Below are 17,215 nucleotides of genomic sequence, written 5' to 3'. Positions count from 1 at the left end.
CCTTGACGAAAACTACGCCTCCCCTCCTTCCCGCTCCGTCCATTCCCGTAAGCCAGGGGACCCGGGCCTGGGATTTTTACCCGGTCCGCACGCCCAGGCCCGGACGGGGCGGGTCCCCCCCGGGGCGCACCCACGGCCTGACCACCTTGGGTGTGACGGCAGGGAGGGCGCCGCGACCCGTAACCCGACCGGCGGCAACCGGGTTCCCGCGTCATGACGACGAAGACGATTCCCCTGCCCGTCCACGACGCGGGCCCCGGTGCCCTTCAGGACGAGGGCCCCGATGGCCCGAAGCCGGCGCAGCAGGAACGGGAAGGGGGACGGGAGCGGGAGCAGGCGGTGAACGAGGTGCTCGCGCTGGCGGGCGAGACGGGCAGGCGGGCCGCCGGGTGGCCGCCGGCCGCACCCAGCATCCTGGGCCCCGAGCACCTGCCGATCTGGAAAGCCGAACGCACCTCCCTGACCCTTCTGCGGGCCGATCCCGCCCTGCCCAAGAACCGCCGGGCGGCGCTGGACGCCCAGCTCCACGAGGTCGACCTCATGATCAGGAGGACGGAGAAGTGACCGTCTCCCCCAAGACCGAACAGGCTCTGCGTGAGGCGATGGAACGCCTGCTCGCTGGCTTCCCCCTGCACACCGACGGGAAACTGACCAAGAACAACCTCTGCCGCGAAGCCCGGGTCAGCCGCGCCACCATGAACCGGGCCGCCGGCCTCCTCGCCGAGTGGGACAACCGCACCACCACCAGCCCCGCCGGCCTCCACGCCCAGCAGCGCGACGCCGAGCTCACCGAGCTCCGCGGCAAGATCCGCAAAAGCCATCAGCAGTGCCGCAGTCTCCAGGATCAGGTCGACGCCGCCACGACCGTCATCATGACGCTCCTCGCCGAGAACGCGGCCCTGCGGGAGCAATCGGTCAAACGGTCAGCCACCGTGGTCTCGTTGACACCTCGGTGACCTCGTGGCTTCCCGCCTCACTTTTGACGGGCAGAGGGATCCCATCCTTCCCAAACCGGGTTCGCCGCCGCGAGTTCCTCCAAGATCGTGGGCGCGGACGGGTGAGGGACGGTAACGCCACGCCGACGCTCCGCCCAGGGCACGGTCGGATGAGCCGACGACGCGACCGGGCGCCGCGTCGTCGACCACGCCTTACGCGTTCGGGTCCCAGGCGAAGAGCCGCTCGAAGATGACCCGGTCGCCGTCGATCTTCACCGAGTCCAGCGGGGTGCGTCCGTAGAACCACAGGACCAGCTCACCGGCCGTGCCCCGGGCGGAGGCGTCGGCCGGGGCCTGGGCCTCGCCCTCGCCGGCAGCCGGGAGGCGGACCGCGCGGGCGCCGTCCGCCTCGACCGTGAAGCGCCAGGAGCGGCCCTCGATGGCGTGGTAGTCGACGACGGCCGGCTCGTGCGGCCAGGCGCCCGACCACGCGCAGCAGGTGAACAGGAAGTCCTCGACGCCGTCCAGCGCCACCTCCGCCGGCAGCGGCTGCGCGGCGCCCACGGTGAGCTGGGCGTCATAGGTGTGCATCGCGATCTCCTGGAGCTGGTGCCGGGCGACGGCACCGCTGGTCCGCGGCGACTGCGAGGCGCCCCACCACGTCCAGCACTCGGCGTCCGGGCCGACCTCCCGCAGGGTGTCCAGCAGCTCCTGCGTCGACGCGGCCAGCCAGGCCACCAACGCCTCGCGCTCCCGGGGCGCCTGCGCCTCGGCGCGCGCCGCCACGGCCTCGGCCGGCGGGGCGTCGGCCGGACCGGCCTCGACGACGGCGGCCCAGAACGGGCGGCCCGAGCCCAGGTGCCGCGCCAGGTCGAACAGCGTCCACTCGGGACAGGTCGGCACCTGCACGTCCAGGCTGGGCGCGGCGGCGATCGCGGCCCGGAAGGCCGTCGCCCGCTCGTCGATCAGTCGCAGCAGGTCAGGGAGTTCAAGATTCTTCTGCACTACGGCTGTCTATCACCGCACTCCGGCGGCCGAAAGCGAATTTCCCGGCCGCCACCTGCCTCCGCCGCCTGCCGACGCCGCCGTCCGAACCATCCGCCCGAACCGCCGCCGACACCGAACCTCCTTCGAAACCACGGGAGTTCCCCACCCGACCTCACTCCAAGGGATCTTCGACACCGGGCCGTTTCGTGGCGGTGAAGTCCCCGAAGCGGCGCTGGCGATGTCTCGTGAGACAGCGAAACGGTGGAGAACAGCGGCTGGAGGCGGCCGAGGAGGTCGCGCTGTCCGGGGCTCTCCAGCTGGAAGACGCCCAGGCTCTTGCCTTCGCGGAGGAGTTCGAAGGCCTTCGGGTCCGTCAGCGGGACCTGGTCGCGGTCGTCCAGGTCGATCCGGCGGCCGGTGGTGCGCTCGATCTCCTGCACCGCGTAGGCCATGGAGGACTGCATGCGTACCCCGAGGACGTCGAGCTTCAGGAGACCGAGGCCGTCGATCTCTACATCTTCTTTGTCGAACTGGGTGGCCGGGAAGCCCTCTCCCGGGGTGGGGACGACCGGGGCGGGGCGGCGTCGTTCAGGCGATGTGTCCGTCTTGATGCCGATTCAGGCAGCCGACGTGGCTGTGGAGTTCGCGGACCGGGCTGGAATGGAGGCAGGCACGGCCTCCGAGTGATCATGAGGTGTCGAGTCTCTGACCACCATGTCGGTGGCCAGTGGGAATCCTCCACCCGCGGCCAGCGACGGGGAGGCGGGTGGCCGCGTGTTTCGCTACCGTCAGTGACGGTCTCTGGCAGCTCAGGCGCGTGCAGTCGTACTCGGCTGCGCTGAGGTCGTGCGGGCGCGGTGCGCACGGATCTCGTCGTGGTGGGCGGCGGCCCAGCCGACCAGGGACGTGGCGATCTCGTGGAGGCCACGGCCGAGCGGGGTCAGGGTGTACTCGACGCGCGGGGGCACTTCGGCGTAGGCGGTGCGGGAGATCAGGCCGTCCTGCTGGAGTTGGCGCAGGGTGAGGGTGAGCATGCGCTGGGAGATCCCGGGGATTTGGCGCTGCAGGTCGGTGTAGCGCAGCGGGCCCGGCTCCAGGACGGCGATCAGCAGCAGGCTCCACTTGTCGCCGACGCGGTCCAGGACCTCGCGGATGAAGGTCATGTGCTCGGCCGGGATCGCCGCGCACGGCCCGATCGCCGCCGCCCCCACCACCTCCGCCCCACCGGCCGCCTTCGCTTCGCGGGTCTGTTCCATGACGCACATTCCTCTCCGGCACGCACACCGATGTGCCTTTTGTACCGCCTTCCATACTGGTCCACCATGGCGTTACGAACAAGTCGTAAGAATTGGAGGTGCGCGGTGAAGGTGGACATCTGGTCCGAGGTGACGTGCCCCTGGTGCGGGCTGGGCCATCACCGTCTGCAGCGGGCTGTGAAGCGGTTCGAGCACGCGGGCGAGGTGGAGGTGGTCCACCACTCGTTCCCGCTCAGCAGCAGCTTCCCCGAGGGCCGCACCTTCTCCGTCCGCGAGGCTCTGCTGCGACGGCACGGCGTGGGCGGCGGTCAGGCCGAGGCGTCGATCCGGCGGATCGAGGCACTGGCCGCGGCCGAGGGTCTGAGCCCCTACCGGGTGCTGGACAACCAGGTCGGCAACACCGACCTGGCCCACGAGTTCCTCGCGCACGCCTCCGCCCGGGGCAAGAACCGCGAAGCGTGGGACGCGATCTTCGACACCTACTTCGGCAAGGCCGAGCCCGTCTTCTCCCTGGACGACCTGCTCGCCCTCGCCGACACCGTGGGCCTGGACCGCGAGCAGACCCGACAGGCCCTCGCCCAGCGCCGCTACCGCGAGCAGGTCCGCGACGACGCGGCCCGCGCTCAGCGCCTCGGCGCGACGGGTGCCCCGTTCATCGTCATCGACGGCCGCTACGGCGTCCCCGGTGCCCAGGACAGCGACACCCTGCTCGACCTGCTCCGCACCGCCTGGAACGACCCCCACCCCCTCACCCCCGTCGCCGAGGGCGGTGACGCCCCGGTCTGCGGCCCGGACGGCTGCGCCGTCCCCGCACACGGCTGAATCCCTCACAGCCCCCATGATCTCGAAACGAGGAGTCCGATGAACGTCCTGCTGTGGGTCCTGCAGGGACTGCTGGCCGCGGTGTTCGCGATAGCCGGCGTCATGAAGACGACCCAGCCGATCGACAAGCTCGCCGGCACTCTTCCCTACGTCAAGGACCTCGCCCCGGGCACGGTGCGGCTGATCGGCGCGGTCGAGCTGGCCGCCGCGTTCGGCCTGGTCCTGCCCGCCGCCACCGGCATCGCGGTGGTCCTCACCCCGCTCGCCGCCGTCGGCCTCGCGGTGGTGATGGCGCTGGCCGGCGCCTTCCACCTCCGCCGCCGGGAGTACAGCGCGATCGGTATCAACGCCGTGCTGCTGGCTCTGGCCGTCGTGGTGGCCTGGGGCCGCTTCGGCCCGTACTCCTTCTGATCCTTCCGAATCCATCCCCGGCCGGCGCCCGCGGCCCGGCCCTCGCCCACGAAAGGCGATGACTAACCATGACCGACCTGCTCGTCCTCGGCGGCAGCGGCCGCACCGGCACCCACGTCCTGGCGCAGGCCGCCGAACGCGGCCACCGCGTCCGCGCCCTCGTCCGCGACCCCTCCGCCGTCCACGCCCCGGCCGGCGTCGAGCTGATCCAGGGCACGCCCGCGAACATCGACGACATCCGCAAGGCCGCCCACGGCACCCGGGCGGTGATCAGCGTCCTGAACAACGCCCGCGCCTCCGACAACCCCTGGGCCAAGCCGGTCAGCCCGCCGATGTTCATGACCGACGCCGCCCGCAACACCCTGACCGTCATGGCCGAACAGGGCATCCGCCGCATCGCCCTGACCTCCTCCCAGGGCGCCGGCGACGACTGGGCCCGCCTCAACCCCCTGGTGAAGGCGTTCATCAACCTGTCGAACATCAAAGCCGGCTTCACCGACCACACCGGCGTCGACCAGGTCGTCCGCGCCTCCGACACCGACTGGACCCTCGCCCGCGCCGTCGCACTCACCGACAAGCCCGCCACCGGCCCCCTGCACGCCGCCGACCCCGGCCCCACCACCCCCGGGCGCTGGATCAACCGGGCCGACCTCGCCCGCTTCCTCCTCGACGCCGTCGACGAGGAGACCTGGATCCGCAGCGCCCCGCTGGTGTGGAACGCCAGCGGCTGACCCACCCCGAACCCCTGTTGAACAGCCAGAACACCCCGAAAGCCCGAGGAGACATCCCCATGCCCGACTCGTCCAAGGTCATCGCCGTCTTCGGAGCCGGCACCGGCCTCGGCGCCGCCGTCGCCCGCCGCTTCGCCCGCGAAGGCTTCCGTGTGGCCCTCGTCGCCCGCCGCAAGGACCGCCTCGATGCCCTGGTCGAACAGCTCGCCGGCGAGGGCATCGACGCGGCCGGATTCACCGCCGACCTCTCCAAGCCCGCCGAGGTACCCGCACTCATCGACGTCATCCGCGACCGCTTCGGCCGCATCGACGTCATCGAGTACGGGCCGATCAGCGGGGAACAGAGCTTCGCCCCCGCCACCAAGCTGGACGCCGCCACCCTGACCAAGGACATCCCGCTGCTTCTGCTCACCCCGGTCGAGGTGGTCCGCGCAGTGCTGCCCGAGTGGGCAGAACGCGGCGACGGCGCGTTCCTGATGACCACCGGCCACACCGCCGTGGAGCCGCGGCCCTACATGAGCGGCGTGGGCCCGCTGATGTCCGCCGCCCGCAACTGGCTGCACTCCCTCAACGGCGAACTCGCCGACATCGGCGCCTACGCCGGCACCCTGTCCATCGCGGCCTTCATCGCCCGCAGCGAGATGGGAGAGATCGCCGCCACGTCACTGCCGGAAGGCGTCGGCCTGCTCGTCGACCCCGACGACCTCGCCGGGCACTACTGGGACCTGTACACCAAGCGCGACCGCATCGAGCAGATCCACCCCGAACCCACCGCCGGGTAACCCCAGCCCGGGCCCCTCGCCACCACGGTTCGGATCATCCCTCAGCGACGATCACCCTGCGTACAGGCTCGTTCTCCGGCGGGGAGTCCAACTGACCGTCCGCAGGGACCGCCCGCCAGCGGGGAACCCGCGGCCGTACGCGGGGAAAGGATCTTGGCCGCTGTCATCACCACGACGGAAGACCGTGACTGCCCGATCATCATCACCCGTCCCCGCCGGCCTGGGCCGGCTCGCCACCGGCCGCCCTGCCGAGCCCGGGGAACACCCGCAGCTGCTGGACCGCCTCGCGACCGTGCCCGATCCACGTAGGGCCAAGGGGCGCCGCCACCCCCCTCGCCTTCGTCCTCGCACTCGCCGCGTGCGCGGTACTGGCCGGCGCGAAATCCCTGACCGCAATCGCGGAATGGGCAGCCGACGCCCCAGCCGCCGTGCTCACCACCCTCGGCGGCCCCAGCCGCGAACCCACCGGGCCCACCGCCCCGACCGAAGCCACCGTGCGCCGAATCCTGCAGCGCGTGGACGGCGACGCCCTCGACGCGGCGATCGGCGCCTGGCTCGCCGCGCCGGGGCGCAGCAGCCGCTGGAGCTGATCAGCGGTCGCGGCCTTCAGCACGCCCAGCGCGCCGAGTCGGAGAAGGTCAGCCCGCCGGGCGATCCGTGGTGGGAGGTGCGGGTGCTGCACGCGAAGCTCTATCGTCGAAGAACCGCAGCGTGTGAGGGCGTCGCCGCCCCGGCTCCGCCCATTGCGCCGAGGCCGGCTCGGGCCGCGTCCCGGGCGGGTCGGACACCATGGTGCCCGACCCGCCCTCGTACGAGACCCACCCGCTGCCTACATCGTTTCCGACGCGGTGTTCAGCTCGTTCCGGCTGACCTGGGCTGGGCGCAAGGCGATGTCCTGGCGGCTGTCGGCCGCGCGCACGTCCAGCACCAGCAACTCGGCGCGGTATCCGCCCCGGCACCGGTCGGCGGCGTGGTCCGGGGTTCCCGCCGGATCAGCCGTGCTGCTCCGAGGCGAGGATGGTGTCGATCATGCGCTGCAGCAACGCGGCCAGGTAGCGCTTGTCGTTGGCGCCCTTGTGATCGCCGAGCTGGTCCAGCCGCATGGCCTGTCGAGCAGCTCGTCGCGCTGGTGGAGCATCCTCACGACGTCCGCGCGGTGGTCGGTGGCGGCCACGGCCGAGGCCGCGCCCGGCTGGACGGGGGCGGCCTGAGCGGGGGCGGCCGCGAGCAGGACACCACCGGTCAGGGCGGCGGTCAGGGCGATGGCGGGAAGACGATGGCGCATTGAGCTTCTCCTCATTTTCGACGGTGCCTTCGGTTGGGCGCGGGAGTGACCCCGCCCGGGATCGATCAGAGATACGTGCCTTGAGCACGCTTCTGACTGTAGCAGGAAAAGCGTGCGCCAAGCACGCTAATGTGGAGACGTGAAGAACTCGACGGGACACGTACATCGGAATCCCCATGAACCGCACCGCCGCATCGAGGAGACCACCCTCATGCTCGAAGGCACCGACGCCGACCGGAACCTCGGCAGCGCCCGCTGAGCCCCTTGCCCCGCTGAGGCCAAGAGGCCGCCCTCGTCGGGCCCCGAGAAGGCGTTGGAGGCTGTCACCTGCGGGTGGCGGCCTTCCGGCGTTTCCCGGCCAGCTCGGTCGGCGGGGATTCTTCTTCGGTGGCCGCACCGACCACAGGAGAGCGGGGTAGGGCGGCCTGACCGCTCGGTGATGGTGTGGTGGTGGCAATCTCCGAATACCCCTGCCTACGCTCCGCGGGTGGCCAAACCTGCTCACGTGATCTCCCCACCCATCGGTGGTGTCGTCCGGGTGTCGGTACGGCCGGCCCGGCGCGGCGGAGTCAGCGGAAGTCGTCGGCGTGGTCGGCGGCCCACTGGGCGTAGGTGTGGGCCGGAACGCCGGTGATCTTTTCGGCGATGGCGGAGGTCACCGCCGCGACGCCGTCGGCGGCGGCCCACTGGCCCACGATCGCGTCGGCCACGACCGGGTGCATCGTTCTGGCGATGTCCGCACGGGCCTGCTCGTCGGAGGTGTGCTCGACCCGGATGTGACGGCCGATGGCCTCGCCGATGTGCTCGACCTGGCGTTGCAGGGTCAGGGACTCGGCCCCGTGGACGATGTAGGCCTGGTGCGAGTGGCCCGGTTCAGTCAGGGCGGTCACCGCCAGCGCCGCGATGTCCTTCTCGTGCACCGGTGCCGACTGGGCGAACGGACGGGGAAGGCGGACGACGTTGTCGGTGCGGATCGATTCGGCCCACCAGGTGCGGGTGTTGGTCGCGAACGTCCCCGGCCTGAGGAACGTCCAGTCCAGGCCGGAGCGTTGGACGGCCTGCTCGATCGTGCGGTTCAGCCGGGCGACCGGGTGGTCGGCGTCAGGGTCCAGGACGACCGCCACCGACGAGAGCAGGACCACCTGCCGGATCCCCGCTGCCGCGGCCGCCGCAGCGACCGTGTCGATGTCGTAGGGCTGCTGGGGGTCGAGCATTCCGTACAGGAACACCCTGTCGGCACCGTCGAACGCTGCAGGCAGCGTCTCAGGACGCCCCAGGTCAGCGACGACCGAGTCGTACCCGGGCGTCGGGCCCGCGACTGGGACCCTGCTGACCGCTCTGACCTGCTCACCGGCGGCCAGCAGGCCGCCGGCCACATGACGACCGACGTTGCCTCGGGCGCCGAAGACCACTGTCGGCATGATGGAACCTCCTGCTTGTCGTGGACGTGAAGTGCCCCATCGACGTGCCTGGTTGTCGGCGATGGGGCGGGGAACGGGTGGGGAACGAGCCGGGAGCCGGAGCGCGTCAGGGCCGGATGTTCTCCAGGTCCGCCAGGAGGCCCGGGTGCCTCGGCTCCCAGCCGAGCGCCTGCCGGGTGCGGGTGCTGGACGAGGGCTGGTCGACCCTGAAGATCGGGCCGAGCGGGCCGTAGGTCTCCTCCGGCACCGGCCCGACCGGCAGGCCCAGCCGCCGACCGATGACGGCCGCGATGTCCCGCACCGCGTCCCCCTCGTCGGCCACGGCGTGCCAGGCAGTACCGGCCTGCGCCCGCTCCAGGGCGAGCCGGAAGAGGACCGCCGCGTCGAGCGCGTGGACGGCGGGCCAGCGCTGGGTACCGTCACCGGGGTAGCCGGAGATCCCGCTCCGGCGTGCGATGTCGGTCAGCAGACCGGCGAATCCGCCCGCGCCCTCGTGGTGGACCGTGCGCGGCAGGCGGACGGACGTGCTCCGGACCCCGCGGGAGGCCAGGCCCAGGATCGCCGTGACCGTGCGGCCGCGGCCGCCGACCGGCCCGTCGATCGGCACCGGGTCGGCCTCGGTGGAGGCACGGCCCCGGCACCCGGGGCGTGCCCGAGACGGTGACCAGGGGGCGGTCGCTGCCGACGAGCTCCTCACCGAGGGTGGTGAGGGCGGCGGTCTCCTCGGCGACGTTGCGGGCGAGGGCCTCGGGGCTGCTGAAGTCGTTGCCGAAGGCCAGGTGGACCACCCCGTCGGCCCCGGCGGCGCCGGAGCGCAGGACGTCCAGGTCGGCGAGGCCTCCCCGCAGCGGCTCGGCGCCGGCCGCCTCGGCGGCCCGTGCGGAGGCCTCGAAGCGGGCGAGCGCGAGGACGGTGTGGCCGTGGCCGAGGAGTTCGGCGACAACGGCGGATCCGATCAGACCGGTGCCGCCGGTGACGAAGACGCGCATGGAACCCTCCACAAGTGATGGGACTCTTGTCCCATCAATGTAACAGGGTGACGGGACAAGAGTCCCATCACAACGGGACAAGAGTCCCGTCGCATATGCTGAGCCCATGGGTCGATGGGAACCAGGTGCGCGTGAACGCCTCGTCGTGGCCGCGGTCGACCTGTTCACGGAGCAGGGGTACGACGCCACGACGGTCGCGCAGATCGCCGAGCGTGCCGGGGTCACCAAGAGCACCTTCTTCCGGCACTTCCCCGACAAGCGCGAGCTGCTGGTCGCCGGACAGGAGACGCTGAGCCGGCTGCTGGCCGAGGGGATCGCCGACGCGCCCTGCGACGCCAGTCCGCTCGAGGCGGTCGCCGCCGGTCTCCAGCGCGCCTCGACCGCCATGGGCCCCGGGAGTCGCGAGCTCGCCCCCCGCCTGAAGGCGGCCGTCGCCGCCAGCACCGAGCTTCAGGAGCGCGACGCCCTCAAGACCGTGAGTCTCGCGGCCGCGATGACGACCGCTCTGCTCGCCCGCGGCGTGCCCGGTCCGACGGCGGCTCTCGCGGGCGAGCTGGGCGTCCTCGCTTTCAAGCGGGGGTACGCCGAGTGGGCCGAGGAGGACCGTGGCCCCGGGGACGGGCTCGCCGAGTGCGCCTTGGCGGCCCTGAACGAACTGCGTGCGGCGAGCGCGTCGCTGGGCTGACCGAACGGGCAGCGTCCGGCACCGGTGCGGCGGGCGGGAAGCGGACCCCCGGGCTCTTCGGGCTCGCCGCCCTCCCCCACCGATCCCTTGACTCCGACGGAGCGAGGACGGCAGGGCGGGAGCGGCAGTCGGCTCACCCGGACCGGGTTCAGCGGCACAGGGTGCGCAGGGCGGTGAGGCAGTCCGCGTCCCGGCGCTGGGGGTCGGTCTCGGCGCCGACCACCTCGGCATCCCGGTCACCGCCCGCACCACCCAGGCGCAGCTGATGCAGGCCGTGGGCCACACCTACAACACCGTCGGCGTGCGACTGGTCCTCATCGACGAGATCCACCGCCTCAACTCCCGCACCACCACCGGCGCCGAAGCCGCCGACCTGCTCAAAGAGACCTCACCGAACGCATCGGCGCGACGTTCGTCTACGCCGGGATCGACGTCACCACCACAGCGTTGTTCACCGGAGTCCGCGGCGCGCAACTCGCCGCCCGCGCCAGCCTCATCGAAACCGGCGCCCTACCCGCCCGCCTCGCCGCCCGCCGCCCGGTCACCGACCTCGAAGCAGCCCTCGACCTCCAGCGCCAACGCCCCGGCACCCTTCCCCGCCAAACCCCCTACCTCCACCAACGCACCGCCGGACACATCGGAAGCCTCGCCCGCCTCATCCGCGAAGCCGCCCTGACCGCGATCCTCGACGGCACCGAACGCATCACCAAAACCACCCTCGACACAGTGCAGCTGGACCACCAATCGGCTGAGAACCCCTCAAGACCAGTGAGAACACCACCCCGGACGGCCAGGACCCGCCCGCTCGCACCCGACATAAGCCAAGAAAACCCCGAGATCAATGAGAACCAGCCCCCGGCGGCACCCGCGGCAGCCCCGAAAGCACTCACCCTGACCAGGCAAAACAGCCCTGACCAGCCAAAACACAAAACAGCCATTAGCACACAGCGAAACCCTCAACACCGACCACCACACTCACACAACCCACGACACCCCCAGCCCACAACCAACACCCAACACCGCCGACCTCTACCCGCCCGTTCTCACCCCACCAACAACACCCCAGTCCACACCCCACCCCACACCCCAACTACACCCCCCTGAAACCTCAGGGGCGCAGCGCGGGCCCCCTGAAACGCACGGGAGTGTCACCGACACCCGCCCCGGACGTCACCACGCAGACACAACGGACAAGAGGCCAGAAATACACCACCGGCCGCCCCCGGCACCCCGGTCATAAAACCACCGGCAAACGCCCTGAATCCCGCCCCCTAATGCCACAACAACCACCGACCCGCTACCCGCTCCTACCGGCCAACAATGACAGGTCCCGGGACCATCCCGAATTCCGAGGCCCCGACACGACAAAAACAACCAGGGCAGGCACCGGTAAACAGCGCGGGCCTTCGGCGATGGCGGGGGCCTGACGACCCGTCGAAGGGGGTGTCGCCTACGGCGCCACCGGAAAAGAGCGGCGCGGGCATTGTCGGGTGGGGCCTGACAGCCCCGGGCGGGTGCTCAGATGGAGCACCCGTCTCAGAGAGCCCCCAGGGCAGCCTTCCCAGCCGGACGCCGCCGACGACGACCCGCGTTCCAGATTTCCGGAACAGGCCCGGAGAGCCGCCGAGACGGGGCACGAGCCCAGCGAGCAGGACAGGCGAGCCGGGCGCAGCGGGACCGCCCTGGCGGCCGACGCGGCTGACTGCCCGGCAGCCCACCGATAACCGCTACCTGCCTCCCCAGACGGACAGGTAGAGCACGAGGGGGACCAGACTCAGCAGGACACCGATCACCTTGCCGATCGGGCCGCCGTTCCTCCGACCTGCAAGCAGCAGCACGACACCGGAGGGGAAGACAGCCACGAGGATCGGCAGCGGGGTCAGCAGGAACGCGAGGGAGAGCGTGATCTCGATCCCGAACTGTAGCCAGCCGACGACAAGGCATGCCACACGAAAACCCCAACGCCCCGGCACCGCCAGGGGGATCAAGGTACTGAAGCCGGCCAGGCACCACCTGACCAGGGTTTCTCCGTCAGCGCCTGCCTCACCCGTCACGTACGCGACCGCGTAGATCAGCCACGAGGCACCGGCCCACGCGGCGAGCCCCCATGGCCGGGGCTCGGCGTAACGCGACGACACCGACCCGGTCATCATCCACCCCCAAGGATGCTTTGAACGCGTTCAAGTTCATTGAACGCGTTCAAAGTAGCATCGCCCCCCACCCTTTGGAGTCCCACCCCTCCTGCTGCGGACGGAGCGATGCCGGCCATGAGGCTTGTCGCGCGAGGCACCCCCTCCCGGCCCGGCGAGGACGGCGGCACCGAGCAGGACCGGGCCAGGCGGGACTCCGACAAGCAGCCAGGCGGCCTCGCGCCGACGGCCTGGACGGCGACGAGCAGAACAGGCCGCAGCTACCACTTGGACCGGCCTGACATTGGTCCAACCAAACCCTGCAAAACCCCCGAAACACCCCAACGTGCCGCCTCATTGGCCAACAGGTCACACCTCCAGCCGGAGGGGCGGCCGACTGGCCAGGCGGCGGCGCGCAAGACCCGGGCGGTCAGGCCGAGACGTGGTACCAGTAGCCGCCGGTGCGCAGGGTGACGTAGTGGACGTTGGTGCCGGTCTTCTCCGCTTCGTACATCATGTCGGTGCCGGTGGTGGGGTCGGTGCCGGCGTAGAGGACGACGTGCACGGTGTTGTGCGGGTCCGTGCCGAAGTACTCGACGTCGCCGGGGCGGCGCTGGGACTCGGTGATGGGGGTGAGGTGGCTGTCCAGGGTCTGCTTGGTGGTATCGCCGCCATTGGCGAGGTCGATGCCGGCACCGAACCAGAAGGCCGCCCGGACCAAGCCGGAACAGTCCAGTCCGGCGGTCGTGTTGGCCTTGCAGGGCTGGGGGCCGGTGTATTCGTCGCAGGTGCCCAGCGAGGGGCCGGGGCCCTCGCCGCGGAGCGAGTGGCCGCCGCCCCACACGTACGGGACGCCCAGATAGGACTTCGCCGCGTTCAGGACCTTGGTGGGGTCCACGGCGCCGCTGGGCAGCGGGGTGGGGGTGGCGGTGTAGAGGGCGTTCTTGACGGCCGTGCCGGCGATGCCGTCGATGGTCAGGGCGTGGGCGGCCTGGAAGTTGCGCACGGCGGTGTCGGTGGCGGGGCCGAACTGCCCGTCGGCGGTGAGGCGGCCCGCGTTGAAGGTGTTGAGCATCGTCTGCAAGGTCGAGACGCACGCGCCGCTGGCACCGGTCTGCAGGTCGCCGCACTGGGTGCGCAGGTCCACGGTGCCGGACGCGGAGCCCGCCGCCGCGTCGAGCGCCGACTTGGTGGCCGGGCCGACGATGCCGTCCGTGGTCAGCGAGTGGGCGGCCTGGAAGTTGCGCACGGCCGTGTCGGTGGCCGATCCGAACTGCCCGTCCACGGTGAGCTGGGCGCCGGTCAGGTTGAGCTCCAACTGGAGCTGGGTGACGCAGCCGTCGGCCTCACCCTGCTGCAGGTCGGCCGGGCAGGCCGAGGAGGTCAGGGGTATCGGGGCCGGTGCCGTCGTGGCGGACGCGGCCGAGGCGGTGTACGCGCCGACGCCCGTCAGTAGGGCCGCCAGGGCCAGGCCTAGCGACAACCGGCGCCGGGCGGGCAGGAGGGTACTCACAGAAGGCTCTCCAGATTCATGATGATTCGCCAGAAAGGACAGGGGGCTTCACCCCCTGGCGCTCGACTTGCTCGACGGACAGCTCCAGAAGATCCGAACGGCGGTCAGCATCGACAAGCTGGGGCATGTAAGCCCGGTTGCGGGTGTCCGGGCGACCTCCCGCCAGTGGCGGCGGACCCGAAAGCCGACTGGGCACGCTCAACTCGAAGAATCATGTCCTTTCCAGGGATGGTCCGAACGCTCGGCCCAGACTCGGAAGCGCTGGCACAGACGGCCGGTGAACTGCATCCGACCTCATTCAGCACGAGCCTCCCCCAACCTTGATCACACGGCTATCCACTTTCGGACCGCCCGGGACTTCACGTTTGTGGATAGCCGAGCGGTGAGAGCGCGTACTCACATACCCACCCGGCCGGCCGGTCGCTCGCTCAGCAGCTACGGCGCAGCGTCTCGGACGGCGACCGCCCATAGGTCTGGCGGTACACCGCGCTGAAGCGGCCCAGGTGGGTGAAGCCCCAGCGGCAGGCCACGTCGGTCACCGTGCCCTCCGCGCGGCCGTCGGCGATGGCGAGGAGGTCGCGGTGGGCGTGGTCGAGCCGTAGCCGGCGCAGATACGCCAGGGGCGTGGTGTTCAGGTGCACGCGGAAGCCCTCTCTGAGGCTCCGTAGGCTGGTTCGCGCGGCGAGGGCGATGTCCGCCGCCGAGATCGGCTCGTGCACGTGTTCCTCGCAGAACGTCTTGGCCCGGCGTATGGCGGGCAGCAGGGCGGCCGTACCGCTGTCCGTCAGGGCGTCGCTCTGGGAATGGCGTTGTGCGTCCAGCAGGCCGTCGATCAGCAGCTTCTCGAAGTGCCGCACTCCCAGCGGAGAGCGGCGGCTCAACGGCGATGCGACGAACTCGGTGAATCCCCGGACGAGTTCGATCCACGCACGGACCAACGGATCCTGCTCGTCGAGCACCGGACTGAAGCGCACCGCGGCGCTGGAGGAATCGGCTCTCCGCACCTCCAAGGCCTGGGCGACAGCCCGACCCGGAATGATGAGGATGCGATTCCGTGCCTCGCCGTTCCACGTCATCGAAACCCGGCTGCCCGGACCGGCGATGCTCCGAGTGGACGGCAGGACCACGCCGTCCACGGTGACGATGCCCGTGCCCGACATGGGCAGCTGAACGTTGTAGAAATCTCCCAGCTCTCCCGGACAGACCATGACGTCCGTACCGTATTCGAGTTCGTAGAGCGTCACCTCCCCGTCGTGCAGGCAGCTGAAGCGGCCGTTCGGTCGTCTGCCGTTCAACACCGTCAAGCGGTGCGGCGCGAGCCGCTCGGTGACGACATCATGCAGTCGATCGATGTCGCCACCCTCGTACAGGAGAGCAGGATCGCCCTCAGCGCCCTTCCGGAGCGGGTCGTTGTGTGACACAGACGTTCTAGCCTCCGTGCGTCGGATGGGATGGGGTTGGCTGAGTCGGATCGGATCTCCGGACGATGGTGCTCGATCTGTCGCGGTGGGAGCGGGCACGCCCAGGAGCCGATGCAAAGACGGTCCCCTCCCTCGCAGCGAGCCCGGCGGGTGAGTTCGATCCGCCGGCACCAACGATGTCCCACGCCCACGAGGACGGACAGCCCGTCTCCGTCCCACCCGGTGGACCGTTCCGTCCCACGCCGGCTACCTGCGACATGGGACGCCGGTCAGCAAAAATTGAGACCGCTGCGGCCCGATTGGGACAACAGAAACCACGGCTCCGCCCGCCGAACATGCTGACAAGAGCCTTTCAATGAGTCGGCCGCGTTGTGGCCGCCCAGGGCGGCGATCCACTCGGCGGTGCGGTGGACGGTGAGGGCGTCGGCGGCGAGCAGACCGAAGCCGTCGTCGCGCACCACGGCCCGTCACCGAACTCCGCTGCCTGCTCGCCGGTGCCGAGCGCGACCTGGTCGACTTCCTCACGCTGGCCGCCGACTGGGCCCTTCGGCACCTGCCCGGGTGCGGGCTCCCGTCATCGGCGCCCTCGCCCGGGTCCTCGACCTGCCCGCGCCAGCCATGCCGCCGGAGCAGTAGAACAGCGGGCCCGGTTCCGTCGGCCAACGCGGACCGCCGCAGTGAGCATGTTCTTTTCGTGTGTACCCGACTGGGTACTTCGACCTCTACGCCGACACCTGGTAGCAGGACTTGCACAGGCGCTTGATCCACTGACGGGTCGACCGCAGGCCTCGCAGGTCGGCGGTGGCAGGGTGGTGTCGAGGTCGCGGGGGCGGCGGGGGCGGCAGTGCTGGCCGGCGGCGGCCGCAGCGTGCGCGGGGACCGCACGCGGGGCGGCCGGCCGCACGGCGTTCACAGGCCGCGCACTGATCGACGGTGGTGCGCCGAAATTCCGCGCAGCCGCGCATTTTCAGCCACCCCTTCGGTTCGGAGGCGCTGCCACAGCCCGGGCGGAGGGCGGAATTCCGCCGTCCCTCGGACCCGGCCGAATGATCGGTAAAGACTCCGGATGGCACCAGGCCAATACGTCGACCAATGCCGAAGTTCCCCGACCGATCGGCCGGTAGGTCTCTCGTGGCCAGGCCTGACGCGACGCCGCCGGGGAAGGCCGCACCGCCTCGCGGTCTTTCGGCCAACCCCGCCGGAAGGGCTGGTCCGCACCGACATGAGGGCTCACGATCGACGACGACGGGAGCGACCCGACAACGCTCCCGCAACCAGAGCGACTTGAGCGATTGAGGAGACTCGACATGCAGAAGAAGTGGGCCCTTCGTGCGGCTACCCTCACCATCGGCGCCACCGCAGCCCTCGGCCTCGCCGTCGGCACGGCCAACGCCGCCTCCACGATCCAGTGGGGCTCCACCGGTCAGCCGGTGGTGTGCGTCCAGCAGGCCATGAACTACCTCGACAGCGCCGGCCTCTCGGTCGACGGCCAGTTCGGCCAGAACACCTACAACGCGGTGGTCGCCTACCAGGGCTCGAAGAGGATCCAGCAGGACGGCCAGGTCGGCCCGCAGACCGGTGGCGACATCAAGGCCGACATCTACAACGTCTACCTGGCCGCCCACCACTCCGGCGACTACTCCACGCAGAGCACCATGAGCGCCTGGATGAGCAACTGTAACGGCCAGCTCCCCGGCTGATCACCGCTCCCCGGCACCGAGTAGCCGGTCAAGGGTGGTCTCGCGGGGTGGGCCCCCCCCCGGACCACCCCCGCCGGGCCACAAACGCAGGGGGGGGGGGGGGGGGGCCGTGTGGGCGCCCCGGGCGGGGTGGGAGGCGGGGGGCCAC

Annotated in this window: 17 protein-coding genes and 3 pseudogenes; 11 read left to right on the top strand and 9 right to left on the bottom strand. The window is 70.8% G+C overall.

Going from position 1 to position 17,215, the window contains the following annotated elements:
- Window positions 1-213 precede the first annotated feature (213 nt).
- Both ACIBEC_RS42365 and ACIBEC_RS42360 read left to right on the top strand, forming a co-directional pair.
- Window positions 214-564 carry a hypothetical protein gene (locus ACIBEC_RS42365; RefSeq protein WP_360509838.1) on the top strand — a complete coding sequence of 117 codons (351 nt, stop codon included), beginning with the start codon at window positions 214-216 and terminating at the stop codon, window positions 562-564.
- A complete protein-coding gene (locus ACIBEC_RS42360; protein ID WP_360509839.1) occupies window positions 561-956 on the top strand; it encodes a hypothetical protein in 396 nt (131 codons plus the stop codon). Before ACIBEC_RS42365 ends, ACIBEC_RS42360 begins: the two co-directional genes overlap by 4 nt.
- A 192-nt stretch (window positions 957-1,148) precedes the next feature.
- Here ACIBEC_RS42360 and ACIBEC_RS42355 read toward each other — a convergent pair whose 3' ends face one another.
- The 3 genes and pseudogenes from ACIBEC_RS42355 to ACIBEC_RS42345 form a co-directional block, all read right to left on the bottom strand.
- Window positions 1,149-1,940: a maleylpyruvate isomerase family mycothiol-dependent enzyme gene (locus ACIBEC_RS42355; protein ID WP_360509840.1), complete on the bottom strand. Its 792-nt coding sequence runs from the start codon at window positions 1,938-1,940 to the stop codon at window positions 1,149-1,151.
- Window positions 1,941-2,194: 254 nt separating this feature from the next.
- A pseudogene (locus ACIBEC_RS42350) lies at window positions 2,195-2,494 on the bottom strand (hypothetical protein); the annotation flags it as partial.
- Window positions 2,495-2,731: 237 nt separating this feature from the next.
- Window positions 2,732-3,178, bottom strand: a complete 447-nt coding sequence (locus tag ACIBEC_RS42345; protein WP_396290338.1) for a winged helix-turn-helix transcriptional regulator — start codon at window positions 3,176-3,178, stop codon at window positions 2,732-2,734.
- A gap of 105 nt (window positions 3,179-3,283) precedes the next feature.
- On the opposite strand from ACIBEC_RS42345, the gene ACIBEC_RS42340 reads away from it, so the two are divergent.
- From ACIBEC_RS42340 to ACIBEC_RS42315, 6 genes are all read left to right on the top strand, one after another.
- The gene (locus ACIBEC_RS42340; protein ID WP_360509841.1) at window positions 3,284-4,000 is read left to right on the top strand and encodes a DsbA family oxidoreductase; all 717 of its coding nucleotides are present in this window, start codon (window positions 3,284-3,286) and stop codon (window positions 3,998-4,000) included.
- 39 nt (window positions 4,001-4,039) lie between these two features.
- The gene (locus ACIBEC_RS42335) at window positions 4,040-4,411 is read left to right on the top strand and encodes a DoxX family protein (RefSeq protein WP_360509842.1); all 372 of its coding nucleotides are present in this window, start codon (window positions 4,040-4,042) and stop codon (window positions 4,409-4,411) included.
- Window positions 4,412-4,479: 68 nt separating this feature from the next.
- Complete coding sequence (locus tag ACIBEC_RS42330) at window positions 4,480-5,142, top strand: NAD(P)-binding oxidoreductase (RefSeq protein ID WP_360509843.1); 663 nt, start codon at window positions 4,480-4,482, stop codon at window positions 5,140-5,142.
- A gap of 59 nt (window positions 5,143-5,201) precedes the next feature.
- Window positions 5,202-5,924 (top strand): SDR family NAD(P)-dependent oxidoreductase, encoded by a 723-nt coding sequence (locus tag ACIBEC_RS42325; protein WP_360509844.1) that lies wholly within the window; start codon window positions 5,202-5,204, stop codon window positions 5,922-5,924.
- A gap of 188 nt (window positions 5,925-6,112) precedes the next feature.
- Window positions 6,113-6,514, top strand: coding sequence for a transposase family protein (locus ACIBEC_RS42320; protein ID WP_396290345.1), 402 nt, complete (start codon window positions 6,113-6,115; stop codon window positions 6,512-6,514).
- A gap of 539 nt (window positions 6,515-7,053) precedes the next feature.
- Entirely contained in the window at window positions 7,054-7,212 is a 159-nt protein-coding gene (locus ACIBEC_RS42315; RefSeq protein WP_360509845.1) for a hypothetical protein, read from the top strand.
- A 566-nt stretch (window positions 7,213-7,778) separates the two neighbouring features.
- Here the strand turns inward: ACIBEC_RS42315 and ACIBEC_RS42310 are convergent.
- On the bottom strand, window positions 7,779-8,630 hold the full coding sequence (locus ACIBEC_RS42310; RefSeq protein WP_360509846.1) for an NAD(P)H-binding protein: 852 nt from the start codon (window positions 8,628-8,630) through the stop codon (window positions 7,779-7,781).
- A gap of 106 nt (window positions 8,631-8,736) precedes the next feature.
- A pseudogene (locus ACIBEC_RS42305) lies at window positions 8,737-9,619 on the bottom strand (SDR family oxidoreductase).
- Window positions 9,620-9,725: 106 nt separating this feature from the next.
- Here ACIBEC_RS42305 and ACIBEC_RS42300 point away from each other — a divergent pair.
- Together ACIBEC_RS42300 and ACIBEC_RS42295 are read left to right on the top strand one after the other, a co-directional pair.
- A complete protein-coding gene (locus ACIBEC_RS42300) occupies window positions 9,726-10,304 on the top strand; it encodes a helix-turn-helix domain-containing protein (protein ID WP_360509847.1) in 579 nt (192 codons plus the stop codon).
- 214 nt (window positions 10,305-10,518) lie between these two features.
- A pseudogene (locus tag ACIBEC_RS42295) lies at window positions 10,519-11,096 on the top strand (TniB family NTP-binding protein); the annotation flags it as partial.
- 935 nt (window positions 11,097-12,031) lie between these two features.
- Here the strand turns inward: ACIBEC_RS42295 and ACIBEC_RS42290 are convergent.
- The 4 genes from ACIBEC_RS42290 to ACIBEC_RS42275 all read right to left on the bottom strand — a co-directional run bounded on the left by ACIBEC_RS42290 (window position 12,032) and on the right by ACIBEC_RS42275 (window position 15,828).
- Window positions 12,032-12,457, bottom strand: coding sequence for a hypothetical protein (locus ACIBEC_RS42290; RefSeq protein ID WP_360509849.1), 426 nt, complete (start codon window positions 12,455-12,457; stop codon window positions 12,032-12,034).
- A gap of 406 nt (window positions 12,458-12,863) precedes the next feature.
- Window positions 12,864-13,946, bottom strand: coding sequence for a peptidoglycan-binding protein (locus tag ACIBEC_RS42285; RefSeq protein ID WP_360509850.1), 1,083 nt, complete (start codon window positions 13,944-13,946; stop codon window positions 12,864-12,866).
- A 428-nt stretch (window positions 13,947-14,374) separates the two neighbouring features.
- Window positions 14,375-15,367 (bottom strand): AraC family transcriptional regulator, encoded by a 993-nt coding sequence (locus tag ACIBEC_RS42280; RefSeq protein WP_360509851.1) that lies wholly within the window; start codon window positions 15,365-15,367, stop codon window positions 14,375-14,377.
- A gap of 269 nt (window positions 15,368-15,636) precedes the next feature.
- Window positions 15,637-15,828 (bottom strand): hypothetical protein, encoded by a 192-nt coding sequence (locus tag ACIBEC_RS42275; RefSeq protein WP_360509852.1) that lies wholly within the window; start codon window positions 15,826-15,828, stop codon window positions 15,637-15,639.
- An 846-nt stretch (window positions 15,829-16,674) separates the two neighbouring features.
- Here ACIBEC_RS42275 and ACIBEC_RS42270 point away from each other — a divergent pair.
- Window positions 16,675-17,067, top strand: a complete 393-nt coding sequence (locus ACIBEC_RS42270; protein WP_360509853.1) for a peptidoglycan-binding domain-containing protein — start codon at window positions 16,675-16,677, stop codon at window positions 17,065-17,067.
- The last annotated feature ends 148 nt before the right edge of the window (window positions 17,068-17,215 follow it).

This window comes from Kitasatospora sp. NPDC051164, from assembly GCF_044455625.1.
In the GTDB taxonomy this organism is placed as follows: domain Bacteria; phylum Actinomycetota; class Actinomycetes; order Streptomycetales; family Streptomycetaceae; genus Kitasatospora.
The sequence above is the reverse complement of the archived record's forward strand: the minus strand, read 5'-3'. Positions and strand labels throughout refer to the sequence as shown.

Coding starts and splice junctions, on each gene's coding strand:
- ACIBEC_RS42310 (WP_360509846.1), bottom strand. CDS start 8,630: ATGCCGACAGTGGTCTTCGGCGCCCGAGGCAACGTCGGTCGTCATGTG.
- ACIBEC_RS42335 (WP_360509842.1), top strand. CDS start 4,040: ATGAACGTCCTGCTGTGGGTCCTGCAGGGACTGCTGGCCGCGGTGTTC.
- ACIBEC_RS42365 (WP_360509838.1), top strand. CDS start 214: ATGACGACGAAGACGATTCCCCTGCCCGTCCACGACGCGGGCCCCGGT.
- ACIBEC_RS42270 (WP_360509853.1), top strand. CDS start 16,675: ATGCAGAAGAAGTGGGCCCTTCGTGCGGCTACCCTCACCATCGGCGCC.
- ACIBEC_RS42325 (WP_360509844.1), top strand. CDS start 5,202: ATGCCCGACTCGTCCAAGGTCATCGCCGTCTTCGGAGCCGGCACCGGC.
- ACIBEC_RS42300 (WP_360509847.1), top strand. CDS start 9,726: ATGGGTCGATGGGAACCAGGTGCGCGTGAACGCCTCGTCGTGGCCGCG.
- ACIBEC_RS42290 (WP_360509849.1), bottom strand. CDS start 12,457: ATGATGACCGGGTCGGTGTCGTCGCGTTACGCCGAGCCCCGGCCATGG.
- ACIBEC_RS42330 (WP_360509843.1), top strand. CDS start 4,480: ATGACCGACCTGCTCGTCCTCGGCGGCAGCGGCCGCACCGGCACCCAC.
- ACIBEC_RS42345 (WP_396290338.1), bottom strand. CDS start 3,178: ATGGAACAGACCCGCGAAGCGAAGGCGGCCGGTGGGGCGGAGGTGGTG.